Source organism: Acetobacter sicerae (assembly GCF_011516765.1).
Lineage (GTDB): Bacteria > Pseudomonadota > Alphaproteobacteria > Acetobacterales > Acetobacteraceae > Acetobacter > Acetobacter sicerae.
Window position 1 is genome coordinate 145,384 of sequence record NZ_JAAABN010000004.1, and the last position, 25,757, is coordinate 171,140.

26 protein-coding genes and 1 pseudogene are annotated in these 25,757 nt (G+C 55.4%); 14 read left to right on the forward strand and 13 right to left on the reverse strand.

Annotated elements, in window-relative coordinates:
• The first annotated feature begins 14 nt into the window (after positions 1 to 14).
• From GVI59_RS06185 to petA, 3 genes are read left to right on the forward strand one after another with little or no spacing between them, the layout of a single operon-like run.
• Positions 15 to 1,256, forward strand: coding sequence for a cytochrome b (locus GVI59_RS06185; protein WP_173573425.1), 1,242 nt, complete (start codon positions 15 to 17; stop codon positions 1,254 to 1,256).
• Positions 1,253 to 2,032 carry a cytochrome c1 gene (locus GVI59_RS06190; RefSeq protein ID WP_173573426.1) on the forward strand — a complete coding sequence of 260 codons (780 nt, stop codon included), beginning with the start codon at positions 1,253 to 1,255 and terminating at the stop codon, positions 2,030 to 2,032. The genes GVI59_RS06185 and GVI59_RS06190 overlap by 4 nt, the downstream gene beginning before the upstream one ends.
• 16 nt (positions 2,033 to 2,048) lie before the next feature.
• Positions 2,049 to 2,675 carry a ubiquinol-cytochrome c reductase iron-sulfur subunit gene (gene petA / locus GVI59_RS06195; RefSeq protein WP_173573427.1) on the forward strand — a complete coding sequence of 209 codons (627 nt, stop codon included), beginning with the start codon at positions 2,049 to 2,051 and terminating at the stop codon, positions 2,673 to 2,675.
• A gap of 95 nt (positions 2,676 to 2,770) precedes the next feature.
• Here petA and GVI59_RS06200 read toward each other — a convergent pair whose 3' ends face one another.
• Complete coding sequence (locus tag GVI59_RS06200; protein WP_173573428.1) at positions 2,771 to 3,157, reverse strand: hypothetical protein; 387 nt, start codon at positions 3,155 to 3,157, stop codon at positions 2,771 to 2,773.
• Positions 3,158 to 3,376: 219 nt separating this feature from the next.
• Positions 3,377 to 4,894, reverse strand: coding sequence for a DHA2 family efflux MFS transporter permease subunit (locus GVI59_RS06205; RefSeq protein ID WP_173573429.1), 1,518 nt, complete (start codon positions 4,892 to 4,894; stop codon positions 3,377 to 3,379).
• Positions 4,895 to 5,159: 265 nt separating this feature from the next.
• Between GVI59_RS06205 and GVI59_RS06210 the strand changes: the two genes are divergently transcribed.
• Genes GVI59_RS06210 through GVI59_RS06220 form a run of 3 tightly spaced genes read left to right on the forward strand, consistent with a single transcriptional unit; the run spans position 5,160 to position 9,015 of the window.
• Complete coding sequence (locus GVI59_RS06210) at positions 5,160 to 5,621, forward strand: (2Fe-2S)-binding protein (protein ID WP_173573430.1); 462 nt, start codon at positions 5,160 to 5,162, stop codon at positions 5,619 to 5,621.
• Entirely contained in the window at positions 5,618 to 7,774 is a 2,157-nt protein-coding gene (locus GVI59_RS06215; RefSeq protein ID WP_173573431.1) for a xanthine dehydrogenase family protein molybdopterin-binding subunit, read from the forward strand. Before GVI59_RS06210 ends, GVI59_RS06215 begins: the two co-directional genes overlap by 4 nt.
• Positions 7,771 to 9,015, forward strand: a complete 1,245-nt coding sequence (locus GVI59_RS06220; protein ID WP_173573432.1) for a cytochrome c — start codon at positions 7,771 to 7,773, stop codon at positions 9,013 to 9,015. The genes GVI59_RS06215 and GVI59_RS06220 overlap by 4 nt, the downstream gene beginning before the upstream one ends.
• Before the next feature lie 79 nt (positions 9,016 to 9,094).
• Here the strand turns inward: GVI59_RS06220 and GVI59_RS06225 are convergent, their stop codons facing one another.
• The 8 genes from GVI59_RS06225 to GVI59_RS06260 all read right to left on the reverse strand — a co-directional run bounded on the left by GVI59_RS06225 (position 9,095) and on the right by GVI59_RS06260 (position 15,120).
• Positions 9,095 to 9,694 carry a thioredoxin domain-containing protein gene (locus GVI59_RS06225; protein ID WP_173573433.1) on the reverse strand — a complete coding sequence of 200 codons (600 nt, stop codon included), beginning with the start codon at positions 9,692 to 9,694 and terminating at the stop codon, positions 9,095 to 9,097.
• Between the two features lie 24 nt (positions 9,695 to 9,718).
• On the reverse strand, positions 9,719 to 11,080 hold the full coding sequence (locus tag GVI59_RS06230) for an outer membrane beta-barrel protein (protein ID WP_173573434.1): 1,362 nt from the start codon (positions 11,078 to 11,080) through the stop codon (positions 9,719 to 9,721).
• A gap of 90 nt (positions 11,081 to 11,170) precedes the next feature.
• Positions 11,171 to 11,719: a c-type cytochrome gene (locus tag GVI59_RS06235; protein WP_173573435.1), complete on the reverse strand. Its 549-nt coding sequence runs from the start codon at positions 11,717 to 11,719 to the stop codon at positions 11,171 to 11,173.
• On the reverse strand, positions 11,697 to 12,173 hold the full coding sequence (locus GVI59_RS06240) for a c-type cytochrome (protein ID WP_173573436.1): 477 nt from the start codon (positions 12,171 to 12,173) through the stop codon (positions 11,697 to 11,699). Before GVI59_RS06240 ends, GVI59_RS06235 begins: the two co-directional genes overlap by 23 nt.
• Before the next feature lie 26 nt (positions 12,174 to 12,199).
• A complete protein-coding gene (gene mauA / locus GVI59_RS06245) occupies positions 12,200 to 12,760 on the reverse strand; it encodes a methylamine dehydrogenase (amicyanin) small subunit (protein WP_173573437.1) in 561 nt (186 codons plus the stop codon).
• Complete coding sequence (locus tag GVI59_RS06250; protein ID WP_173573438.1) at positions 12,747 to 13,352, reverse strand: thioredoxin domain-containing protein; 606 nt, start codon at positions 13,350 to 13,352, stop codon at positions 12,747 to 12,749. The genes mauA and GVI59_RS06250 overlap by 14 nt, the downstream gene beginning before the upstream one ends.
• Entirely contained in the window at positions 13,349 to 13,894 is a 546-nt protein-coding gene (locus GVI59_RS06255; RefSeq protein ID WP_173573439.1) for a MauE/DoxX family redox-associated membrane protein, read from the reverse strand. The genes GVI59_RS06250 and GVI59_RS06255 overlap by 4 nt, the downstream gene beginning before the upstream one ends.
• Positions 13,891 to 15,120 (reverse strand): amine dehydrogenase large subunit, encoded by a 1,230-nt coding sequence (locus GVI59_RS06260; protein WP_173573440.1) that lies wholly within the window; start codon positions 15,118 to 15,120, stop codon positions 13,891 to 13,893. The genes GVI59_RS06255 and GVI59_RS06260 overlap by 4 nt, the downstream gene beginning before the upstream one ends.
• A gap of 287 nt (positions 15,121 to 15,407) precedes the next feature.
• Between GVI59_RS06260 and GVI59_RS06265 the strand changes: the two genes are divergently transcribed.
• Positions 15,408 to 16,165 (forward strand): IS5 family transposase gene (locus GVI59_RS06265; RefSeq protein ID WP_173573441.1). Its coding sequence is split into 2 segments (ribosomal slippage): positions 15,408 to 15,728 and positions 15,731 to 16,165, totalling 756 coding nucleotides; the frame shifts between segments, so codons are not numbered across the junction.
• Here GVI59_RS06265 and GVI59_RS06270 read toward each other — a convergent pair.
• From GVI59_RS06270 to GVI59_RS06280, 3 genes and pseudogenes are all read right to left on the reverse strand, one after another.
• Entirely contained in the window at positions 16,158 to 16,565 is a 408-nt protein-coding gene (locus GVI59_RS06270) for a hypothetical protein (protein ID WP_173573442.1), read from the reverse strand. The two genes, GVI59_RS06265 and GVI59_RS06270, sit on opposite strands and share 8 nt — an antisense overlap.
• 2 nt (positions 16,566 to 16,567) lie before the next feature.
• Positions 16,568 to 17,461 carry a hypothetical protein gene (locus GVI59_RS06275; protein WP_173573443.1) on the reverse strand — a complete coding sequence of 298 codons (894 nt, stop codon included), beginning with the start codon at positions 17,459 to 17,461 and terminating at the stop codon, positions 16,568 to 16,570.
• A 399-nt stretch (positions 17,462 to 17,860) separates the two neighbouring features.
• Positions 17,861 to 18,495, reverse strand: a pseudogene (locus GVI59_RS06280) (IS5 family transposase); the annotation flags it as partial.
• Between the two features lie 439 nt (positions 18,496 to 18,934).
• Between GVI59_RS06280 and hemB the strand changes: the two are divergent.
• From hemB to GVI59_RS06315, 7 genes are all read left to right on the forward strand, one after another.
• Complete coding sequence (gene hemB / locus GVI59_RS06285; RefSeq protein WP_173573562.1) at positions 18,935 to 19,930, forward strand: porphobilinogen synthase; 996 nt, start codon at positions 18,935 to 18,937, stop codon at positions 19,928 to 19,930.
• Positions 19,931 to 20,130: 200 nt separating this feature from the next.
• Positions 20,131 to 21,096, forward strand: coding sequence for a hypothetical protein (locus GVI59_RS06290; RefSeq protein ID WP_173573444.1), 966 nt, complete (start codon positions 20,131 to 20,133; stop codon positions 21,094 to 21,096).
• A 125-nt stretch (positions 21,097 to 21,221) separates the two neighbouring features.
• Positions 21,222 to 21,953, forward strand: a complete 732-nt coding sequence (locus GVI59_RS06295; RefSeq protein WP_173573445.1) for an arginyltransferase — start codon at positions 21,222 to 21,224, stop codon at positions 21,951 to 21,953.
• 194 nt (positions 21,954 to 22,147) lie between these two features.
• A complete protein-coding gene (locus GVI59_RS06300; protein ID WP_173573446.1) occupies positions 22,148 to 22,828 on the forward strand; it encodes a winged helix-turn-helix domain-containing protein in 681 nt (226 codons plus the stop codon).
• A 128-nt stretch (positions 22,829 to 22,956) separates the two neighbouring features.
• Positions 22,957 to 24,531 carry a sensor histidine kinase gene (locus GVI59_RS06305; protein WP_173573447.1) on the forward strand — a complete coding sequence of 525 codons (1,575 nt, stop codon included), beginning with the start codon at positions 22,957 to 22,959 and terminating at the stop codon, positions 24,529 to 24,531.
• Entirely contained in the window at positions 24,528 to 24,935 is a 408-nt protein-coding gene (locus tag GVI59_RS06310; protein WP_173573448.1) for a hypothetical protein, read from the forward strand. Before GVI59_RS06305 ends, GVI59_RS06310 begins: the two co-directional genes overlap by 4 nt.
• Complete coding sequence (locus GVI59_RS06315) at positions 24,932 to 25,636, forward strand: SIMPL domain-containing protein (RefSeq protein WP_173573449.1); 705 nt, start codon at positions 24,932 to 24,934, stop codon at positions 25,634 to 25,636. The genes GVI59_RS06310 and GVI59_RS06315 overlap by 4 nt, the downstream gene beginning before the upstream one ends.
• Positions 25,637 to 25,757 lie beyond the last annotated feature (121 nt).

A 25,757-nucleotide genomic window follows, 5' to 3' on the forward strand; every position in this document is an offset into this window, starting at 1 on the left:
TCTGGATTTCCGTCATGAAAATACCCGAAAATACGGGCGACCATTCTGCGAATACGCCACCAGCTACCGGACTCGCAGGCTGGATCGATCAGCGTCTTCCAGTCATTTCAGCCTTTCGCGCCGAATATGTTGATTTCCGCCTCCCCCGCAATCTCAACTGGTTGTGGAACTTCGGTGCGATCCTGACGGTCGTGCTGGTGCTGATGCTGGCGACCGGCATCTTCCTCGCCATGAACTACACGGCGACGGACGCTGGTGCCTTCCTTTCGGTTGAGGCGATAGACCGACAACTGTCAGGCGGCTGGCTCCTGCGGGCCATGCACATGACAGGAGCAAACCTGTTTCTGGCAGCGCTCTACATCCATCTTTTTCGCGGCCTGTATTACGGCTCCTACAAGGCTCCACGTGAGATTCTCTGGCTGACCGGCCTCGTCCTGCTTGTGATGGTCATGGCTACCGCCTTTGCAGGCTACATGCTGCCTTGGGGCCAGATGTCCTACTGGGGCGCAGATGTCATTACCAAGGCTGTCGGCGCGGTCCCTGTGATCGGTGGTGCGCTTGAACATATCATGACCGGCAGCGATCATCTGGGCGACGTGTTCCTGCATCGCTTCTTTGTGCTGCATTTTCTCATGGCGTTTCTTGTCGTGGCTGTTGTCGGCCTGCATGTGACGGCCGTGCATATCAGCGGCTCCAACAACCCGCTGGGCATCGAGCCGAAGAGCAGGAAAGACACGCTGACCTTTCATCCTTACTACACCACGAAGGATCTGGTCGGGCTGATCATCTTTGCGCTGATTTTCACGGCTCTGATGTTCTTCTGGCCCAACCTACTGGCCGAACCGGCGAACTATGCGCCCGCCGACCCGATGCACACGCCCGCCGATATTGAACCGGAATGGTATTTCCTGCCGTTCTACGGCCTCCTTCAGTCAGTGCCGTCCAAGTTCGGCGGTCTCCTCGCCGCTGCCGGATCGATTGTCGTGCTGTTCTTCCTACCCTGGCTGGACCGCTCGTCCATCCGTTCGGCACGGTTCCGTCCGATGTGTCGTGTGGGTCTGCTCGGTCTTGTTGTGGCCTTCGTGCTGCTGGCCGTTGCGGGCAAGCACCATGCGGAAGGTGTTTGGATGATCGTCGCCCGTCTGGCTGGTCTCTACTACTTCGGCTATTTCCTCGTGCTGCTCCCACTGGCCGCCCGCATGGAAAAGACGCGCCCCCTGCCCTCATCCATTGCTGCCGCAGAGGGAGACGCATGATGCAAAACACACGTTTCCTCGCGCTCGCTGCTGCTGTTTTTCTTTCCGCTCCACTGACTGCTCTGGCGGCTGTTCCGGAACCGCTGGTTCCACCGCACCAGAAATGGGATTTCGACGGGCCATTCGGGCAGTTTGACCAGAAAGCGTTGCAACGCGGTTTCATGGTTTATGACCGGATCTGCTCCACATGCCACGGCATGAAGGCGCTGACCTACAATGACCTCAACGGCATCGGGATGAGCGAGCAAGCCATCCTTGATCTGGCGCATTCCAAGATGATTGCCGGCCCACCCGATGTGTCTGGTCAGCCGACGTCCCGCCCCGGTCGTCCTGACGATCATTTCCGTTCGCCTTTCCCGAGTGACGAGGCCGCAGCCGCGATGATGGGTGGCGTTGCGCCACCGGATCAGTCGCGTCTGGCTGTCATTCAGCCGCACGGTGCGGACTGGCTCTACGCCTTCCTGACCGGCTACAGGATGCCGCCACCAGCAGACGCGCCGGTCGTGCCGGGCAAGTTCTACAATGACTGGGTGGATGGGCACCTGATCGGCATGCCGCCTCCGCTGATGAACGGCATGATCCAGTATCCGGACGGCACGCCCGCGACTGTCGAACAGCAGGCGCGCGACGTGACCAGCTTTCTGGTCTGGGCCGCCGACCCGCATCGCAACGCCCGTCATCGGACGGGGTTGTGGGTGGTACTTTATCTTATCGGGCTTCTTGTTCTGGCGATCGCATGGAAGAAGAAGACATGGAAACGCGTGAAGTCGCAGTAAACGGGACGTGCAATCAATGACCGATCATTCTGATACCACGGACAGCACGGAACCCGGTCGTAGGGACTTCCTTGGCATGGTGACGACGGCGGGTGTGGCGGCGGGCGCCTGCGCCTGCGCCGTTCCCTTCGTGCAGAGCCTTGCGCCTCAGGACGGCGCCTCCGCGCATCTGCCTGTGGACGTGGACATTTCCAAACTCGCGCCCGGTCAGCAGATGACCGCCGTGTGGCAGGGCAAGCCGGTGTTCATCCTGCGTCGCACGCCGGAAGACCTGAAGCAGCTTCAGGACGCCGCTCTGGTGGCCGATCTCCGCGACCCGGATTCTGCTGTATTGCAGCAGCCTTCCTACGCCAGAAACTGGCATCGCTCGCTTGTGCCGGAATATGGCGTGTATGTCGGTGTCTGCACGCATCTGGGCTGTGTGCCGGTTTACGAAGCCACCACGGGCGGCGACAACAAAGGCCGCTATAACTGCCCGTGTCATGGCTCGAAGTTCGATCTGGCCGGACGGGTGCGTAAAGGGGTTCCGGCTCCTTACAATCTGCCGGTTCCGCCGCATGTGCTGGTCAGTCCGACCCAGCTTCGGCTGGGGGAAAGCCCCAAAGGCGAGAGCTTCGATTTTTCGAGTATTGTGCAGATTTGATGAAAAGCCCCGTTAATAGCGGGGCTTTTTATAATGGAATAAGAATACTATCTAGAACGACGGCTATTATATTCTGCATGTCGGATTTTGTCTTACTAAGATATTTCCGAACGATCCGCCGACTGCTTGGCTTCTTTTGCTTCTCTATGTTTTTTGTCGATCTCTGAGAATTTTTCTTCCAAAACGGACAAAGCAAATTGAGGCTGTTTATTAAACGGATTAACTTCAAGTGCTCGCGCGCTTTTAAGGCAAGCATCTATCAATTCGCTACCTGTCATTGTGTCCGAGATATCAATACCCAGATTAGATGGAAATTCATGATCCTGATCAAATATGTAAGGAAGGGCTATGATGAGCTTTGTCAATTTATCAAATATTGGATTTCTAACGAGGCGCCCCTTGTCTGACTCTATGAAGCAATTTTCTTGTATCTGCGCATCTTCAAGAATTTTTCTTATTTCTGAAACCTTCATGGCCTGCATATCGCATTCCTAACCGTAAGATTTATCTATAGGCTCATGAAGTCTTAGTAGCATACCACAAAATAAAAGATCGCACTTTTTTGATTTATTCCTAGATACATTGGGGATCTTCAGATGCATATTTTTTTATGAAACCCATACAGAAAAAGTATAGATTATTATCTAAGGTATTTAGTTGAAAACAGCAGAAGCGACGATCAAATCACATCCACAAAACCCTTACCCCTTCCTTCCCACCCGCGCCTGCCGGATCACCAACCCCAAAATCATCAGAAACGCCAGAAACATGAAGCTGCTACTCACACTGAGACTGGCGCTGATCGCTCCCTTGTAAGCTTCCGTCACTTCCACATGGACTTCCGGCGAAACAGTCCTGATCGCAGCCATTCCTTTTTCCAGAAAAGCCGCAATATCGATTTTTTCGGTCAGATCACTCAGGTTTTTCTGCAAGGTCAGCGCCATGACGCCGCCGGAAAGCGCCACACCAAGTGAGCCACCCAACGAGCGGATGAATGACATCATGGCCGTCGCAATGCCGAGCCTGCTGCCGGGCACGGAATTCTGGATGAGGACCGTCGCATTCGGCATGCCAATGCCCATGCCCATCCCCAAAGCGCCCAGACTCAGCAGAAAGAACAGGGCCGGAGCCCCATGATGCGCACAGAACGCGATCAGACTGAGACCGGTAAATTCAATCCCCACACCAATAACCAGCAGCAGTTCATAACGCTGCGTCTTTGAGGAGATATATCCACCCAGCACCGAACTGATCATCATGGTGCCGACCTGTGGCAGCATCATCAGACCGGAGACTTCAGGCGTCTCGCCAAGAACAAGCTGATAATACAGCGGCAGGAAAATCATTGACCCCATCATGGCGAATGACATGATACCAGTCGCCGCGACACACACGGAGAAATCCAGAATCCGCAGCAAATCAAGACTGACCAGAGGCTCAGGCGCGCGCTTCTCCTGTCGTATGAACAGCACCAGAAAGAGCAAGCTGACACCAAAAAGCAGGCCAGCCAGCGGAGAGGTCCATGAGAGCGTTGTGCCGATGGAATTGAACAGCAGCAGAAAGCCTGCCGTGGCGATACTCAGCAGAGCCGCCCCAAGATAATCAATCTGCGGTTTTCTCCCTGCTTTTCCCGCAGGCAACCCCAGCATGATCAGGGCGAAGGCGAGCAGACCAACGGGCAGATTGACGAGAAACACCCAGCGCCAGGAAAATGAACTTGTCAGCACACCGCCCAGAAACGGCCCAGTGACACTGCTGACGGCAAAGGCTCCGGTGAACAGACCCTGATACCGCCCCCTCTGCTGTGGCGGCACGATATCGCCGATGACCGTTTGAGACAGCGTCATCAGTCCGCCAGCGCCGATCCCCTGAAGCCCCCGGAAGAACACCAGTTGCCACATGCTCTGCGCCACGCCGCACAGAAGTGAGGCAAACAGGAAAGCGCCGATGCTGAAGGCAAGCAGCGGCCTGCGCCCGAACATGTCCGACAGCTTGCCGTACATGGGGGTGGCGATGGTGGAGGTCAGCATGAACGCCGTGACAATCCACGAGATATGCGCCAGCCCACCCAGATCGCTCACGATGGTTGGGAGCGCTGTCGAGACGATGCTCTGATCCAGCGCCGCCATGATCATCGTGAGGATAAGGCCAGTAAAGACAAAGACTCGGGTCACAGGTCGGCTGGGGGCTGTGGTCAATGTGTCGGAAGCGGGCTGCACGAAAATTTCCCAGACAGTCAAAATTCGGCGGCAGACTTACACATAATCCCTTGTGAGAACAGGATCAGGGAAAATCGGACAGGGCGTATTCTGGACGTGTATCTGGCGATGTATCTATCCCGCTGAAAACAGTTCTCACCAAGAATACCCCTATCTATATTTCAATATATACAGACAAACACAAATAATTTTCCAATAATGAAGCCAGATCGTTTTTCAGGTGTTATGGTTGATTGGTGCAGCCACAACACTCAAGAGGACTCACATGCAGACAGTGCGCGTGAATGGGCAGACACATTCGATCGATGTCGATCCCGACACGCCTCTGCTGTGGGTATTGCGCGACATATTGGGACTGAACGGCACGAAATTCGGATGCGGCATCGCCCAGTGCGGCGTCTGCACTATCCATCTGGATGGTCACCCCGTTCGCGCCTGTAACCTGCCTGTCGGCATGATCGGGGAGCGTTCTGTCACCACCATCGAAGGTTTGGACAGTGCCGACCCCATCGTTCACGCCGTAAAGAAAGCCTGGACAGATCTGGATGTCGTGCAGTGCGGTTACTGCCAGCCCGGACAGGTGATGGCGGCGGTCGGACTGCTGAAAACTGTCCCGGACCCCACGGATGAGCAGATCGACAGCGCCATGTCCGGCAATATGTGTCGGTGCGGCACCTACATGCGCATCCGCAAGGCCATCCATCTGGCAGCGGGAGAAACAGCATGACCCGTATGCCCCTCACTACCCGCCGCGCCGCGCTTTTCGGCGGGGGTGGACTGCTGCTGGCGACACTCTGGCCTTCGGCCTCTCCACGCGCGTCCACAGGGATGCTGGTGGAAAACGCCACGGCTCCCTTTGCGCCCAATGCCTATATTCGCATTATGCCCGACAACAGCATCACCCTGATCCTGCCCAACATTGAAATGGGCCAGGGCATTTACACGTCATCCGTGATGCTGATCGCCGAAGAACTCTGCGTCGATCTGGCGCAGATCGAGATCGAGGCGGCACCTCCCGGCAGCGCCGAAATCACCGGCGGTTCGATGTCGATCATGACCGAGTGGAAGCCCCTGCGTGAAGCCGGAGCAGCGGCAAGAACGGTTCTGATTCAGACCGCCGCCACGCGATGGGGTGTTCCGCCTGCAAGCTGCACCGCTGCGTCTGGTGTCGTCACACACACGACGTCCGGTCGGACCTTCACGTTTGGCGAACTGGCGACGGATGCCGCAAAACTCCCGCTCCCCAAGGAACCGACACTCAAGGCAGCCTCCGATTACAGTCTGATCGGCAAATCCCAGCATCGTGTCGATAGCGCCATCAAGGTGAACGGCACTGCAGTTTTCGGCATCGACATAAATATCCCGGATCAGAAAATCGGAACGGTGTCTGCCAGCCCGGTGATAGGCGGCACTCTCCGTAGTCTGGATCGTGACGCCGCCATGGCCGTTCGGGGCGTTGTGGCTGTTCTGGTCAATGAGCCGCGAGATGCTGTCTGTGTTGTCGGTGACCATTACTGGGCTGCCCACAAGGGACTACAGGCTCTGCGTCCTGTGTGGAATGAAAACGACAATGCTCACGTCAGCACACAGACGATTTATGATCAGTTGCATGACGGTCTGAAAGGACCGGCGATCATTCCCAGCCCGAAAGGGGATGCTGACGCCGTCATTGCGAAATCCCATGCCACCTACAGCGCTGTTTACCAGCAGCCCATGCTGGCGCATGCGACCATGGAGCCCATCAATTGCACGGCTCATGTTCGCCCGGACGGCTGCGATGTCTGGGTCGGCACGCAGGTCGCTGATCGTGCGCAGGAAACGGCGGCAGACGTCACCGGCCTGCCCAAGGAAAAGATTGCGGTTCACAGCCAGTATATCGGTGGAGGTTTCGGCCGACGACTGGAACATGAATACATCACGCAGTGTGTGCAGTTTGCGAAACAGACCAATTATCCTCTGAAGATTGTCTGGAGTCGTGAGGAAGACATCACACGCGACCGCTATCGGCCTGCCTATGTCGATGAAGTCACAGCCGGTCTTGATGAAAAAGGCCATGTCACGGCCATGAAACATCGCATTGTCGGTCCTGCCGTCGTGGCCCGCTGGGATCCACCGGAGCTGACAAAAGATGGATATGACGAGGATCTTTCCGTCGCTACATTGATCACCCCTTACACTTACGATGCCTACAGGCTTGAATTCGCAAGACGGGAAGCGCCGGGTGTCATCACCGCGTGGTGGCGTGGGGTTGGCGGCACGCGCGGTCTGTTTGTCGTGGAAAATTTCATTGATGAACTTGCTTTAAAAGCCGGGGTTGATCCGGTTGCCTACCGCCGGGAGCTTGCAAAAGAGAATGCCCGTGCCGTCGCTGTTCTGGACAGAGTGGCCAAGGATTCCGGCTGGAACGACCCTGTGCCGAAAGGGCGGGCGCGGGGCGTCGCACTTCAGTTCGCCTTTGGCTCCTACATGGCCACTGTTGCGGAAATCGAAATGCCGACACCGGATACAGTCATCATCCATCGCGTCACGGCTGCAGTGGATTGTGGCCAGGTCGTCAATCCGGATCAGGTGATTTCCCAGATCGAAGGCGGCCTGATCTTTGGGTTCAGCGCGGCGCTCTACAACGAGATCACTCTGGAACATGGCCGCGTGCAGGAAAACAATTTCAACACATGGCGTGTGATGCGCATGAACGAAGCCCCACGACGCATTGATGTTCACCTGATCGCCAGCACGGAAGATCCCGGCGGTATCGGAGAGGTCGGAACAGCGGCAGCCGCTCCGGCGCTGGCCAATGCCATGGCTTCTGCGCAGGGACACCGTTATCGGACACTCCCTCTGCTTTCCAGCAGGAATCAGGAAAAGGAGACGGCACGATGAGTCACCACACTGTCTCGCGTTCCTGTTTCGCACTTGCGCTGCTTGCCGGAACCAGCCTCTTCTCGACTTCCTATGCCGCCCCGGCCTCCTCACTTGAACGGGGTGAATATCTCGCACGCGCCGCAGACTGCGAGGCCTGTCATACGGCGCCGGGTGGCGCGCCTTTCGCTGGCGGTCGTGCTTTCAACGTGCCGGGTATAGGGGTCATCTACTCCCCGAACATCACGCCGGATCCGGAACACGGAATTGGCCGGTGGACGGACGATGAATTCGTAAAGTCCGTACGAGATGGCGTCTCTCCCAGCTGGAAACATCTCTATCCCGCCATGCCTTATCCGGCCTATTCCCGTATGAGCGTGGACGAGGTTAAAGATATGCGAGCATGGCTCGCTACGGTTCCGAAGTCCGCCAATGGTGTTCCAGCCAATCAGGTGAAATTTCCGTTCTCCATCAGAACTCTGATGGTCGGCTGGAATCTGCTCAATGGTCCGGCCTCGTCCTATCCTGACGATCCACAGAAGTCGCCCGAATGGAACCGGGGACGCTATTTGGTCGAAGGGCCCGGACACTGTGCTGACTGCCATTCGCCGCGCACAATGACTTTTGGTCTATCAAAAAGTCAGGCGTTTGCAGGGAATGTCGTCAACGGCCAGCGCGCCTATAACATCACTTCAGACAAAAACAGCGGTCTGGGCACATGGACCGATCAGGCGCTCTCTGACTATCTCGCAACCGGCCATGCCGATGGTCACGGCACAGCGTCGGGTGATATGGCGGAAGTCATCAGCTATAGCCTGCGTCATCTGAAACCGGAGGATATTCACGCCATGATTGTCTATCTGCGTGATGTAAAACCCCAGTCATCCAGCGATGGCGCAGCGCCGGTGCGCCAGCCCACCTCCGGCGATAGCTCCCTGCCCCAGCAGACAAACGGAGCGAAACTGTTCGCATCGGCCTGTAGCGGCTGTCATCTGCCTGACGGCAGCGGTCGCCAGTCCGCTTTCGCCAGCATTGCCGGAGCCCGCAGTCTGAGCGCCGATAATGGCCGTAACCTGCTCCACGTCATCATGAATGGCTCGACCCTGATGACAGACAAGGGAAACCAGCCCATGCCCGCTTTCTCGGGAGGCAATTACAGCCAGAAAGACCTGAATGACATTGCTGCTTTTGTCATGACGCATTTTACGGAGGCCACACCCTCGGAACACGCCTTCAGCGAGTTTGCAAAGAAACCAGACTGAGACTTTCGGCTCTCTGGAAGTTACTCTTCCGGAGAGCCGATTTCTGTTTCTGAAAAGAACTGTTGGCTGAAAGCAGCTATCAGGCTGCCTGAACTTTCTGGCGCTTACGGTGCGTGATGTAATCCTGCACCGTTGTAAAACCGCTTTCCCAGGCGTTGAGCAGACTTTCAAGATGCTCGCGGCTGTTCACCAGCCCCCGGGACAGTATGACGCCTTCTGAAGAAAGCAGGAACGCGGCAGGCAGTTTGTCGACCTCCAGCACGCGCCCAATGGTCGGATCATTGACAAAGTGATCCGCCTTTATCCCTGACTGCTGAACAAAACGCTGCTGGACTTCGGGCGCATCATCCCCTGCGAAAACCAGATCCACATGCTCTTTCCGGCAGAAATCCTGTGCAATCGGAATGATCTTGCGAGAAATAGGGCATGTTGCGGAGACAAACAGCATAAGCGTCGTCTCTCGACTACCTGCCGGACTGAAAGCCGCTCCATTCAGCAAACGGAACGGGCCAGACGGACAGACGTCGCCCGGCTGGGGGCCTTTCGACCCCGTCAGCGCCCCCGCCGGTGCGATCTCCCTAAAAAGCTGTCTGACCTGACGTGTCAGACGCCAGGTCACAAAGAGCGTCGCCAGCAGAACCACCGTCAGAAGCACATTGACGCAGATCAGCGCTGTCATCGTCCGGGCTCCTGTCTGTAGGCTTCAGAATGCCCAGATTGCGTCACAGCTGAACCAGAACATGTTGTTGGTGCCATTGTTCGCATAATTGATGGTCGGATCGTCCGTGGGAGACACACGGTTGAAAGGCCTTGTTCCATTCAGCGACTTATCCAGACGCAGTTCCGGACGGATGGTCAGACTGCCTTTCGGCAGATGCAGAAACTGCGGACGATAGGCCACACCGACCGTCAGTTCACCATAGGTGGTTCCGGCGGCGTAATCGTAAGGATAGGGCCGACCACGCAACTCGTTCACATAAGACATTGTCGAAGTATTGTTGCCGACCACGCCGCCATTATTGTCGCGGAAGATCTCGCCTCGGACGTTGAGCGTCAACCAGGGATAGAAGTCATGGGCGAAATAGGCCGTGACGCCGTAAACATCGTCCTGAAGATAGTCGTCGTGAAAATACGTGCCGTTGAGAGTAAATGTCGTCGCGTCATTGATTTTGTAGGACGCGATGATGTCGCCGATATATTCCATCTCATGATTGGCGTCTCTGCCGATGGCGTACACGCTCTGCTGTGGTCCGACATAGGCAAGAGCGGAAATATCCAGCTTTCCATCCAGAAGGCCGTTGGACTGGAAACCGAAATATCCTTTCGGACGACTGTTGTTTTTCGCACCGCCGAATGACGTCGAGTTACCGGCGTTCACACCAAGAATCCAGTCGAAATGGTCCGCCAGATGGACCGTGGCAGTCACACCGATGACTTCGAACGGCACGATGAAGTCAGACGAGTAATTATAGCTGTAGAAAGGACGCTCCAGCGCATCTGTCCCTTCCACGCCCTGCATGCCGTACATCTGCCCGATCTGGAGATCGACACCATCCTTTGTGAACCACGGAAGATGCGCATCAACATGCGCCTGCGTGGGCGCAAACTGGTACATGCCGGTGATGGCCCCGTCAGCCATACCGATGGTCGGATTGAAGCGCGCGTCCGAGCCATACAGGACTTCAAACGTGAAACCGAGCCCGTATCCGGCGCCGATATCGGAAACCGGATGGGACAGCGTGCCAGTGATCTGGTTAAGGGTCGCGGTATTGGCGCGATCGACATAGGACTGCGCCCAGTTACGCCCTGTGTGGGTCCAGGGGTTACCGTTGACACCGGCTTCGACAACAATATGGCCTTCAAGATCGTCAAACCAGCTATGGCTTCCGGGCGGTTGAAGATTCACGTCCACCTTGGCTGCATCAGCTTTTTCGGCTTCTGTTTCCTCACCAACCAGCGGACGTCCCGACTCTTCCGGTGTGAGTCTCTCCTGTGCAAAAGCTGGCAGAGAAACAAGCTGGAGCGCAAAATACGCACCAATGGAAAGACGGGGACGAAAAACCATACGCGGAACACTCCTTGTCTGACATCATACTGGCTGGTCAGCGACGTCCCGGTATCAAGAAGATTACAGAGATGAGCGACCGTTTTGTTTTTACAGTTTCTTTGCAGTCTTCTGTGCACAGGCCGCCAGAGACCGCTCGAGGGTCTGACCACGCTGCGCCATGAAATCCGGAACGGACAAAGGTTCTCCCCGCCATTGATGAATCTCGGCTGCCGTATAAGGTCGAAATCCTTTTGGCAGACTGGTTCCCGCCAGACGGAACATGACAAAATTCATGACATCGGCGAGCGTCTGATCGTCACGGATGAGCGACATCGACACCCCTGGCACGCGGATCAGGTAGGCGCGTCCTTCATCCGTGCAGGCGAACCCACCGACAGCGTTGCGCAGGGTTGGAACGAAACTGTTCCCTGACACACCCTCAATGCCATGACATCCGCCACAATGAGACAGATAGGTCACGCTGGTGTGGTCAAGCACAGTGGCGTGCTCCACGGAATCCGCAGCATGGGAAATACCGGACAGGAAGAACCCGCTTCCTGCAATCAGCATCAGAACCGGAACAGCCCGCATCATGAGAGCCATTCCGAAAACTGAACGCCGTTGCCCTGCTTTTTCAGGGAACAGGATGCGCAGCATTCAACTTGTTTCGCTCTTCAAGAACAGCCGCAGGCGTCAGGGAAGACGCACGTTCCTTCTTCACCTCATCGGCGGTGAAGGTCGGCGCAGGCTTTACGTCGCTGAGAGACGCAACATAGGTCAGAATGGCCGCAATATTCTCGTCACTCTGCGCGCCGAAAGCCGGCATGTAACCCATATACGGATTACCACCCGCCTTGATCATACCCGACAGACCATTGAGCAGCACGTGCATCACGTAAGCCTTGCCTTCCGGCGTGGAAGCAATGGCGCCGATACGTCCCTTGAGCGGTGGGAACTGACCGACAACACCCGCAGCGCTGGCCTGATGGCAAAGGCTGCAATTACCTGTGTAAAGCTGCTGTCCGTCGGCCGCGGCATGCGCCGGACCGGAGACGGCCACGCCCCCGGCAAGAAGGGCTGCCGCACTCAGGGAAAAGAGAATTTTCTTCATTATCACTACAATCTGCTTCTGGGGTCTTACGATGCCTTGCCGACCACGGCTGCGGTCGAGCAGTTGTACATCTCCGATGTTCCCGTTCCGAAACACCAGATGATGTCGTTGTTGGCCATCGGGCGATAGGACGGCTGATCGCCATCCGTATTGAGGCAGGTCACCTCGTTACAGGAGTCCTGACCACAGCAGTCACGATAGGCAATCATGTAGGAATTGCCATCCTGCGGATTGTAACAGCTGCCGATCCACGAGGTAGGGGACGGCGCGGTTCCCGGCGGGCATGTATGGGTGCCACCACCGCAGGAAGTGCAGAGATTGCCGTCGATGGCGCAGTAACGCCAGTAATCGCAGGCCAGATCATCCTTGGCCTGTGCTTTCGCAGCAAACGGTGACTGAGGTCTGGGCTTCGCGGTCGCCGCATCAGCACGGCTGACTGGCAGCAGCATGAATGCCGGAGCCGCCGCAACAGCGCCACCGACCTTTGTCAGCACATCGCGGCGCGAGGTACGCCCAGCGATCCGCCGAAGAACGCTTTCTGTCAGACGATCCAGCATTGAACCCTGTTTCTTTTCAGACGGCAGCATGAGAAATCACTCCTGTCTCCACCCGCTCGACTTTCGGAGCTACCGGAACAGTGTCCAGCAGGTCCTCGATCTGACGGCGTGTATTCACAATATCCTTGACCCGGATGACGCCGCGCTCATCAAGCAGCACCAAAGCAGGCAGACGGTTGATTTGCAGGACCAGCCCAAGCTCCACTCCCGTCAGAAGCGGAACACCCTGCATCTCAGGGCGGCTGGCCACCATGTCCTGAAGTTCGGGAACAGGACCGTCCCCTACAAACAAAAACTCGAACCCTCTGGTCGCGGCCACATCACGCGCAATGGGAATAACGCGTTTGCAGACGGGGCATTCGGGCGCCACGAACAGGAGCATCTGGTAATGCCCCGGTTGCAGGGCGTCTCCGATCATGACCGGCCTGTCTTCCAGCGTGTGCAGAACCAGTCTCGGGACAGTTTGTCCGACATCCAGTCCCGGACGCGCTTCCTGATCGCCAATCGGCGCGGTCCGTTCATGAAGAACACCAATCTGGCGTGCGAGCGCGAGCAGCGTCACAGCAAGGATCAGCACCAGAACCGTCAGAAAGCCCTGCCAGATGAGAAGAGCGATCATCATGCCCGTTCTCCTGTCGCATCACTGAGAGACATATCCGGCAGCACACGCAGCGCCTGCCAGAGCACCCACAGAGCCACGCCACAGGCGACGCCCTCAAGCTGGACACTGACTGAAGGCGCCGCTCCAGCCACCGCAGGCAGCAGGGCAGGCACACCACAAACCAGTGTTCGTAAAACCAGTGACCAGGAAAGCGTCTCGCCTTTCTGACCTGGCGTGCAACCACAGGACAGATCAGTACGCCCCCGCATGACGTTGATACCCATCGCCAGAGCGAAGACCACCATCAGACCTGCAGCGACGACACCTCCGACGCCCAGTCCAACACCGGACAGCAACATCAGGCCGACAAGCACCTCCGTCACACCGAGCCCCCATGCCACGGCCTCAAGAGACCACGCAGGCAGAAGCCGGTAGGACGATAGCGTCCCCAGAAAGAGGTCATGTTCCCGGAGCTTGGATACCCCGGCAACCAGAAACATGATCCCCACACCTCCGGCGCAGAGAGCTGACACTCCACCCATCACGAGAGAGGCGGCATTCATCCTTCACCGGGCGCAACCGTGAAGATCAGCGAACCGCCCAGGGCCTTCATCTTGTGTACCTGTTTGCCGGTTTTCGCATCAAGGATGTAAAAATCGCCCGTATCTTCGTCAGTTGTGAACATCAGCGGGTGATCATCCTGTGTCACACCAACCATCGGACTAGGCGTTGGCAGGGACATACGGCGAACGCGTTTGTGCGTTTCCGTATCGTAAACCCAGACTTCCGAACCGCCGTCCTTGTGGCTCCAGAACGGTCCCTTGTGCATCAGCACATACAGTTCATGATTGCTTTTGTGCAGCGCTGACATCTGCCAGCCACCCGGACGCCAGGTCACCTCGAAAGGCTTCGACGAGTCCGGCGCCGCCTTCATGCCGGCACCTTCCTGAAGGGACCATGGCTTGCTGACAACAGCATCCGCACCGAGCTTCGTTTCGTAAACCTTGCCGGTATAGCTGATGAACCAGGCCATACCGTCCTTGGTCACGGACGGGCTCTGTTCAAAGATACCGTCGTGATCGGGCTCGAAGAAAGCCGCGCTATGCGTCATGGACGGCTTGCCGTCAGCGCCGATGCTGACATTGGCCAGCGTACCGTCAGCGCAGAGCGATGAAAAACCGCTGTTGCCCCAAGGGTAAATCAACGCGCAACCCGGCACATCAACCGTCTGCGTGACCTTATGGGACGCGGTATCCACCACTTCGACCGCACTGCCCGGGCTCATCTGGTAAACATAGACATGAGACCCGTCCGCGCTGATCGCGAGGTTATTGCGCTTGGGCGTGACCAGCGCACGGGATGGAAGCTTTTCGTCAGCGACGATCTTCAGCGTGCTGCTTTCATATTCAGCCAGCAGGTCGTTGCGCTCACCGCGATTACCGCGTTCCCACGTTGTTTCACCAACAAAGAAATGGCTGGCGTCAGGCGACAGAACGACATTGGGGTTGTAGGCGGCCTGCACCATTCCCAGCAGACGTCCCTTATCGGCGTCCACCACGTAGGCGCGGCCATCCTTGCCATGCTGATACGCCGCATCCACAACCAGAAGCGTATGGGGCGACCAGGGAGCAAGCGTTGCAATATCGCTTTGTTCCGTCTGGGGAATGGGTTCGTCTGCCCGCGCCGAGGCTGTTACTGCAAGAAGAGCGACCCCGCCCAGTAAAGAGCGGAGAATAGCAGCGCGACTGCTCTTCGTATTACGCGAATGCGGGAACGTCATGAGACTCATTTCTATCGGTTTCGCAATGATTCAGATATGCCTCGCCCGTCGCATTTCCGCAAGACCAATCGTCGTTATCTCCAATTATTTTCGCCAGAGAAACAGAAACGCCACATCTATAGGTTAATCTGTACAGGTAATATCGAAATATCCGATAGCAACGCCAACATGATCATTTCCCAAGAAAAACCGCCCTTCCTAGGGCGTGTCGTCAGTTAAGCGGGAGGATTATGCCGCTTGTACTCCTGCCTGATGTGTGATGTTTTTTCCCTGTTTCTGGAACAGGGAGAGTGTAAATGCGACGGTATGGTCTGAGCGACGGTCAGTGGGAGCGGATAAAAGATCTTCTCCCGGGTCGCGAAGGTCATGTCGGCGGGACGGCTGCTGATAACCGTCTGTTTATCGAAGCCGTGCTGTATCGTTATCGTGCAGGCATTCCCCGGCGTGACCTGCCTGTCCGCTTTGGGGACTGGAAGAACATGCACCGACGGCTGCATCGCTGGTGTGAAAGCGGTGTGATTGAACAGATTTTCCGGCATCTGGCTGCTGACCATGACAACGAATACATGATGGTCGACAGCACGATTGTCCGCGTTCACCAGCATAGCGCAGGCGCCTAAAAAAAAAGGGGGGGGCGGATCAGGCCATCGGCCGATCCCGTGGCGGACTGACTACCAAAACCCATGCCATTGTCGATGCTGCGGGAAAGGCTGTGGCTCTTTCCCTGACACCCGGGCAAAGGGCGGACATCACAGAAGCAGAGCCATTGCTCGATGAAGTCGATCCCGAGGCCTTCATCGCCGACAGGGCTTACAACGCTGCTTCCCTCATCGAAAAGCTTGAAGAGCGCGGGATCACACCGGTTGTTCCGTCAAAGAAAAACCGTATCTTTCCACGAAAAACCCGTTTTTCAATTTATAAAAAACGAAACATCATTGAACGGTTCTTTGCCACACTGAAGCAGTTCAGAGGCATAGCGACACGCTACGATAAGCTGAAATCAACCTTCATCGCAGCAGTGCAACTCGTCTCCGCTGTCATCGGAGCTAACTGATGACACGCCCCAGGTCTTGCGAATCTGTCTCTGATGTAAACAAAGCGCCGCTCGAAGTGGTTAATGCTTTGTTCACTCCTTCCACCATCGCTGGTGTAATCGCAGAGCTGCCTCCTTTTACACCAATGTTTTGTTCAATCGTATTGACTTGAGATTCTGCAAGACCAGATTCGCTTCGTGTGTTTTCGAGCAGTGAATTAAATTCGCTTCTAACGGTTTGGGCATCAGTTCCCGCAGCGGCTCCGGATGCATCGCTATGTGCCCCAAAATCATACTGTGTGAGTCCGACTGAATAACCGCTTGTGCCTGCATTGGCCAAACTCAATTCGTTTGCTGGTGTGTTTTCATTGAGTTCGATGGCGTTTGACACCATTTCTCGAAGAGTCAGGATCGTCGCCATAATTACTCGCCCTTTCCAGAAAGGATATTTTTATTTGCTTCCGAAATTGCTTGTTGAGGAGATAAAATTCCTTTCGTCAGGTATTTGAACGGTAGTGCCACATCTTTTTCAGGAATTGGAAGCAGAGCTCCATAGCGTCTCCACTCGCTTTTCATGTCAATCTTTCCAGACAGTCCGGAGTAGAAATAATTTTTTTTCATCACGATGATTTCTGATGGGTCGTTATTCTTGACAATGACCTTATCTCCAACGACTATGAATTCAGGGACAGCTGAAGTTAAGTCGCTTGTGTATGTTGACACTGTTGAAGTTATACCACAAGAGAACTCAGCATCGTTGAATTTCTTTCCCGGGGTCCAGGTTGAGAATGTAAAATAGATTCCAAGATTTTTGTTGTCTTTAAAAAAAACTTCTGGCTGAAACGGCCATGCGCACCGCCGCGAATAAGAACTATTGAATGTAATGACCGCATCATTGTAACTTACAGTGTGAACCGGAGAAAAAATGGACTCAATGGGTTCAGAGCGAGTAAGTTTATTTTTATTTAAAAAATGAAGCTCTTCTTTGTTTGAGTTGATTAAAATCTTTGTCATTCCTTTATTTAATAATTTTCCTGTTTCGAGATCAATGTAGAAACCCTGCATTTGGGCGATTGTAGCTCCTTCCATAATAAGTGCGACTGCCTGATGTGCTGGTCCTTCGTAGATTGATAATATGCGACCTTTGGGATCGGTCGAGTGGTAAAAAGTTGCTCTCTCACAATCTGGACCGAGAGCAGCTCCAACCTTGCGGATAATGGCCGCATGTGTCGGATGCGCTTGTAGAATAAAAAATGTTGTGTAAAATAAACAAATATTATTTATTTTTCGTCTAGTGTTTTTTATGTTATAATTCATTGTTTATTCCAAACAAATAAATGTTCGCACTTCATAATTATCTTTCTCTCCCCGTATCTTGCACATATCTCTGGATTGGCGACAGGAGATAGAAGATCACTCTGCGCTTTCCGATTGCAATTCCGGCGGTGACGGCCATGCCCGGTCGCAAAGGAGCGACGCCGACCTCGATGGGAATATCCGTTTTGTCCAGTGTGACCTGCGCAACATAACCACTACCTTCTCCTCCATCGAGATCTTCCTCAGACCCGGCACCATTCTGCTTTCCGCCACTTCTGCTTACGGCGTCTGGATCATTGAGCGCCTCAACAGTTTCAGGGTGTGTCGTCAGTTAATTCCAATGATGGCGGAGACAAATTGCCCGGCTGCGAGGAAAGTTGACTTCAGCTTGTCATATCATGTTGCAATACCTCCAAACTGTTTAAGTCTGGCGAAGAAGCGTTCGATGATTTTCCTTTTTTTATAAAGCGAGGAGAGGATTTTCCTTGGATGGCGTCGGTTTCTCCTTGATGGAATAACCGGTGTGATCTGCCGTTCTTCAAGCTTTTCGATAAGCGGATCAGCATCATACGCCTTGTCGGCGATAAAGGTTTCGGGATCGACTTCATCCAGAAGGGTATCTGCTTCGGTGATGTCGGCGCTTTGTCCTGGTGTCAGCGAAAGAGTCACGACCTTTCCCGCAGCATCGACAGTGGCATGGATTTTCGTGGTCAGGCCGCCCCGGGACCGTCCGATAGCCTGATCCGCACTCCTTTTTTACGGGCACCCGCGCTGTGCTGGTGAGCCCGGACAATCGTGCTGTCGATCATCATGTATTCATTGTCGCGATCGGCGGCCAGATGCCGGTGCACGTTCTTCCAGTCCCCAAAGGAGACAGGCAGGTCACGCCAGGGAATGCCTGCGCGATAACGATACAGCACGGCTTCGATAAACAGACGGTTATCCGCAGCAGTCCCGCCGACATGACCTTCGCGACCCGGGAGAAGATCTTTTATCCGCTCCCACTGACCATCGCTCAGACCATACCGTCGCATTTACACTCTCCCTGTTCCAGAAACAGGGAAAAAACATCACACATCAGGCAGGAGTACAAGCGGCATAATCCTCCCGCTTAACTGACGACACGCCCTAACGAGATATAAATGAATACCCGGGAAACAGCCGCAACCACCTAATTTTCAATCCGAAATATTCCGACTGGGAATCATACCTTGCGCTGACCGAAATCTCCTGATTTGCAGTCATCATAACAGGTCGGACAATCGTGAGGGAAATTTTGCAAACCCGTCAGCAGGGCGCATAATCCCTCTGCTGTAAGGAGCATATCCCGTGCGGCCTGCCGCCGCCCCGGTCTGCTTTAGCCACGTTTCTGTCGAACCCGACAGCATCTGTTCGGGCGTGATGGGAATCATGTGTGTTCACGCCGTGCCTATCGCCCTGATTGCGGTATCCAACGGGACAAGAGGAGTTGTCATGACCGTCGGTCGTTTTCCACTGACACGCCTGCGCCGCAACAGGCAGGACCGTTTCACCCGCAGACTGGTTGCCGAGAACAGTCTTTCCATTGATGATCTGATCTGGCCGATCTTCGTGATGGAAGGCAGCAACTCCGTTACGGACGTTGCGTCGATGCCCGGCGTACAGCGTGTCACGCTCGACAGGCTGGCGGCGCATGTTGAAACAGCCGCCAGGCTGGACATCCCCGCACTGGCCCTGTTCCCTATCACCCCCTCCGAAGTGCGTGACGAAGCCGGAACTGAAGCGCTCAACCCTGACAATCTGATGTGCCGGGCCGCCCGCCTGCTCAAAAAAGAATTCCCCGACATGGGACTGATCGGCGATGTCGCGCTAGATCCTTACACCAATCATGGCCACGACGGGATTATCGAGAACGGCTATGTCGTGAACGACAAGTCTGTCGATATCCTGAAGGTACAGGCGACCAATCAGGCTGCAGCCGGGATCGACATCATCGCCCCTTCCGACATGATGGACGGCCGCATCGAAGCCATCCGCCGGGATCTGGACGAAAATGGCCTGATCAACACCCGCATCATGTCCTATGCCGCCAAATACGCGAGCGCATTCTACGGTCCGTTCCGTGACGCTCTCGGTTCTGGCGGCCTTCTGAAAGGCGACAAGAAAACCTATCAGATGGACCCGGCCAATTCGGACGAGGCTCTACGCGAAGTCGAGACGGATCTTCTCGAAGGCGCGGACATGGTCATGGTCAAGCCGGGCATGCCCTATCTCGACATCATCCGACGTGTGCGTGACAGCTTCTCCGTGCCGACCTTCGCCTATCAGGTCTCGGGCGAGTACGCGATGCTGATGGCGGCCATCCAGAATGGCTGGCTGGATCATGAACGGGCCGTGATGGAAAGTCTTCTGGCCTTCAAGCGGGCCGGTGCGAACGGTATCCTGACCTATTTCGCCATTGAGGCCGCGCAGCGTATCAAGGCGCAGTAATCGGGCTTATGTAATCGGGGCAACGTATCGGCAGCCGCAATTCCGTCTGCCGATACTGTCATTTTACAGTGATGAAATCGCAACACTCCAAAAATATAAACACAACCAAAAACACATAATGCAAACAAAATCAGTCACTTAAAAATACACAACCTCTGTGACGCTTTTAATCACAATGTAACTACGCTGATACATGTGGCATGCAGTTCACCAACGTTCCAACGCTGGTGAAAGCCCTGAACCTGATGATTCGCAAGACCGCTCTTCTGACCTGCCTGACAACCGCAACACTTACATTTTCAATGATCGACGCAGCCTGCGCGGCTCCTCCCGCAGTCGTCGCCGTCAACAGGGAAATCGGTCTGTCTGTGACGGGTAATTTTCAGGACGTGATCGCCAAGGGCAATCGACAGTACAACAGCACATATCAAGGTTATCATTATACTGACACCTATCAGTCAAATAGTAGCTACCGTGACCACGCCACTGGCTGGACACCCGGCTTTCGGGCCGATGCCCAGTATATGTTTGATACAAGCATTCTGAAGCATCTGTATGTGGCGTCGTCATTCACTCTGGACAGCGGGAACATCAACGAAAACTATCATTATCATGAGACCGCCATCAGAAGCGGATCTTCCCCCAACCACTATGGAGCCCGCGACAATGTGGGCTTCAACCGATCGGGCATCAACGTGACGGGTGAGATCGGAAAAGGCTTTCTGCTTCTGAACGACCGACTGCTTATCACACCAGTCGTACAGGGTGGTTATAGCGCCGGAGGCTATGATACATATACAGCTTACGGAAAAGGCTATGTAGGACTGGCGCTTCACGTCGACTACGCCATCACTTCCAGACTTGTCATTCGCGGGCGCGCTGGCTGGGCGCAGTATCTCAAGGTAGGCACCCACTATAATAGCAATGGATACTACTCTGACAAAGGATCCCGTCCTGAATGGAGTGGTGATATTGCACTCGATTACCGCATGACAGACTGTTTTCACCTGACGGGCGGAGTACGCTACACCTACCTCAATTATGGGCACGCAAACTATTTCAATTCCACCTCCAGTTCCTACGGAAGTGCCTACTCCTACTCAAACAACGAAACCGCCTGGCGCAACGGCGTCCAGCTCCGTCTTGGCGTAGCCTATCAACTCTGAGAAAAGAATGAGGACATACCCGGTCTTCAATTGACTGACGGCATGACTGTTCGTCATTATCCGCAGTCTGCCGGATGAAATCGTCCGGCAGAGAATGACACAGCAGTGCGGGAGGCAGAAGACTGATGACTTTTTCGTCTCGCCACCCGCAGTTTTTCTATACGACCGCTCCCCAGCCCTGCCCCTATCTGCCCGACAGGATGGAGCGGAAGGTCGTCACCGATCTTTCCGGCCCCAATGCGGAAGCGCTGCACGACCGGCTGTCACGCGCCGGCTTCCGTCGCAGTCACGCCATTGCCTACGCACCGGTCTGCAACGGCTGTAACGCCTGCGTGCCGATCCGTATTCCCGTTCAGCGATTTACTCCCAGCCGCACGCAGAAACGCGTCTTTAAAGCCAGTTCTGATCTGCAGGGCTTTCAGGTGCCTGCAAAGGCAACCGCCGAGCAATTCGTGCTGTTCCGTCAGTATCAGCTTGCCCGCCATGCGACCGGCGACATGGCCAGCATGAATTTCGCCGATTATCGCTCCATGGTGGAGGATACCCCCATCGACACTTTCATGGTGGAGTTCCGATCGCCGGAAAATCATCTCATGGCGGTCAGTCTGGTGGATACCCTCTCCGACGGACTATCCGCAGTCTACAGTTTTTACGACACGACCGACAGCGCACGTTCTCTCGGCAGTTTTGCGGTCCTCTGGCTGATCGAGCACGCCAGACGACGACGCCTGCCCTACGTCTATCTCGGCTACTGGATCGCGCAGAGCCGCAAGATGGCCTACAAGACCAACTTCCGCCCCGCCGAGATCCTGTCCCGTGGCAGTTGGCGTGATCTCGACGAGCATGACCTCGCCTGAAATCCACTGAAGTCGGTGCATGAAGGCAACCTCGCCGTTACATGAATAACACCTCATGTAAGGCTACTTTTCCGCAGGAAACCGGGAGAGAGGCAAACAGCGGCGTAGCCCCTCACGTGACAGAAGCGGCAACTCTCTCTAATCTTTCGCTTAATTCAGTATGCGACCCGTCGCAGCATCGGAGATCAGGTTTTATGCGCATACTTCTCGTTGAGGATGATCCGACAGTCCGTGGTTTCGTCGCCAAGGGACTGACCGAGACAGGCCACCTCGTCGAGCAGGCCGACAATGGCAAGGATGGCCTGTTCCTTGCCGTCAGCGAAAAATTCGATGTGATCATCCTTGATCGCATGCTGCCCGGCGGCATTGATGGACTTCGCATCCTTGAGACGCTCCGCTCGCAGGCCAACGCGACTCCGGTATTGATCCTTTCCGCGCTGGCGGACGTGGACGATCGCGTTGCCGGCCTCAAGGCCGGTGGTGATGATTATCTGACCAAGCCCTTCGCCTTCTCGGAGCTTCTGGCCCGTGTCGAGGCGCTCGGACGGCGGGGCCGCAACGAGTCAGCGCCCCAGACCAAGCTGGAAATCAACGGTCTTGAAATGGACCTGCTTTCCCGGACGGTGAAACGCGAAGGCCAGAAGATCGACCTCCAGCCACGAGAGTTTCGTCTGCTTGAGTTTCTGATGCGTCATGCCGGACAGGTCGTCACCCGTACGATGCTGCTTGAAGGCGTGTGGGATTATCACTTCGACCCACAGACGAACGTGATTGACGTCCATGTGTCCCGCCTGAGACAGAAAGTGGATAAACCGTTCGAACAACCGCTGATCCATACTGTCCGGAACGCAGGCTATATGCTCCGGGCTGACTGACCTTTTTCAGTGATGCGATGAAAGACTGTGGCTTTTTCAGCCCTCTTTCATCGGTTTTCGCCAGTCGGGATACTGATCGTGCGCGATGGTCTCTTTCCATTCTCCTGCCAGTTCGTGGTGGCTGACTTATGATACCCGCCCCCACTGAACCTGATGAGCAGGACCTTCCCGAACGTCGTCGTGGATTCAGGCTCCCTCGCCTCTCACTCAAAGCGCTGCGTTACCATATCGGCGGCCTGAGATCGGCTGGGGTGCGCTTTGCCCTTGGCTATGCCGTTCTGTTCTGGGTGTCCGCAGGACTGTTTCTCTCGGTCATCTGGTGGGGAACCGCCAGCCTCCTGCAACGACAGGTCGAAGCCTCCGTTGCAGCCGATGCGCGCGCCCTTTCCGAGCGATGGTCGGATGGTGGTCTTTCGGCGCTGGCGCTCACCATTGAGGACCGGCTGGAAGACAATGTCGATGATGACGCGCTGTATCTGCTGGTGGACCCGCATGGCGAGCGCATAGCGGGTAATCTGCCCTCTTGGCCGGAAGCCGTGGCCATGAGCAACGTCTGGTACCAACTCACCATCAAGCGTGCCGGAATCCGGGGTGTCGCCGAAGTCCAGTCTTTCGATCTTCCCAAGAATTATCGACTGCTTGTCGGAAGAGACGTCCGCGGACGCTCGACGCTGCGGCACCTGCTCACTGACACCCTGTTCTGGGCATGGGGCATCATTACCATCCTGACATTCGTCGGCGCCTTTTTCGTCCGAAGCATGTTCAGGCGCATGATTTCCTCAATTGCGCGCACAACCTCAGCCATTGCACACGGCGATATGGACCGCCGCGTCCCCCTCTCCGGACGAGGCGACGAAATTGATGAAGTTGCTGAAGCCATCAACGAGATGCTTGATCGCATCAAGCGTCTGATGGACGGCGTGAAGCAGGTCTCGAACGCGATCGCCCATGATCTGCGCACGCCCATCACGCGTGCTCGCGCCCAGCTCGAATATGCAGCGCTGCATGCCAAGGATGAAACCACCCTGCGGGCCGCCATTGAAGAAGGCGTCAGTGACCTCGACAATATTACGGCCGTGTTTGAGGCGCTTCTGAGAATTGCCCAGATTGAAGCCGGCTCAAGACGATCAGCGTTCGCCACATTCGACCTCATGCCGGTGCTCAGTGATATTGTGGAGCTCTACGAACCGCTGGCGGACGAGCAGGGCAGCAGGATCGTGCTTCGGGCGCCGGATCATCTTCAGTTCTACGGTGATCGTTCGATGATCCAGCAGGCTGTTTCAAACCTTATTGATAACGCCATCAAATTTTCACCACACAATGGCACCATCACAGTCGCGGTCGCCACTGGCTTCAACCCCGCCCCTGGTGATCGGGCCGGTGGACGCATCATCACGATTGACGTCAGCGACCAGGGACAGGGCATGACGGAAGCCGACATGGAAAGAGCATCCGAGCGCTTCTTCCGTGCCGACGCCGCCCGAAATACACCGGGGTCAGGTCTCGGACTTTCGCTTGTTCAGGCCATCGTCCAGCTCCATGGAGGCGTGCTCCAGTTTTATTCGCGTAGCCCCGGTCTCTGTGTCCGCATGTATCTGCCGCTTCCAGAAGATGATGGCAAAAAGCAGGGTACTGATATGACGGAGGATTCACAGACTTACCATCTGCAAGACAGGCCCGATCTGTTATTGTCTCAATCATGATACGCATCGCACTTTTAATCGCAGCGCCGATTCTGATTATCGGTCTGTGTGGAGCAGCGGCAGCGCAGACCGGAGATCAGTCCGTTCGCACGCTTTTTGCCGACAAGCCCGTCAACGAGGGAGAGATGCGTCATGATACGGAAGTTGCCTCCATGGTTCAGGCGGCAGAGCGAAGTGAAGCGTCGCCTACTGAAATCGGCATGGAAGTCACATCCGACAGCCGGGACTACTGTTCCCGCCTGATGCGCACGATTGACGAATACAATGCGCAGTCACGCCCTGAAAATGTCATAGAGCTGAGAAAAGAAGGGCAGCGCCTTTGCACTCAAGGCTATGTCAGACTCGGCGTTATGCGGCTGAGAGAAGCTCTCGCCATTCTTAAGGGCAGGAATATTCGTCAATGATTCATTCAAAACCATTATATATTGCAGCTGGCAGTATCGCTCTGCTTGGCAGCGTCATCGGCGGAACGTCCCATGCCGCATCCCCTGCTGAGCCTGACGGCGCAACCCGTCTGAGCGTAACCGGTTCCGGATCAGTCGATGCCGCTCCTGATCGGGTGACAGCGACTCTGCTTGTGCAGAATGAGGCGGCAAAGGCTGTCGACGCTCAGGCCAAAACCAATGATGCTGCGCATAATGCAGTAGCAAAAGCTGAAAAAATCTCAGGCGTTACAGTCCTGACCGATTCCTACGATGTGTCGGAAAATCGCAAGGACAATAAACCCTCAAGCTGGACAGCCCGACAGACCATTCAGATCAGAGCCAGGGACGCCTCCGCTCTTCTGGATCTGGTCGGCAAGCTTCAGGCAAGCGGACTGCTGCTGGAAGGCGTGTCTTGGTCTCTCTCGCCTGAGCATCAGAAAGAACTGTATCGGCAGGCAGAAAAGAAGGCGGTGGACGATCTACGCAGTCGCTCCAGTGAAATTGCTGATGACCTCGGTCTGAAAGTTTCCTCAATCGCGTCGATCTCGGTAGGAGAACCGCTTACAGTGCGCCCCGTGGCCTTTATGGCGCGTGCCGCGATGGCTGCTCCGACCATGCGTTCAGAAGACCAGACGGTCAGCGCCACTATTCGGGCAACAGTCATCCTCAAACCGCAATAAACACAGAGGGTTTATTTTCCTCCACTGTCAGGTTCTTTTTCGCAGGCATCCAGAACCGTCTTTCGTGATCTCGTGCAATCTCCAAACCATCCAATCTTTCAGTTGATCGGATCCGTGATGG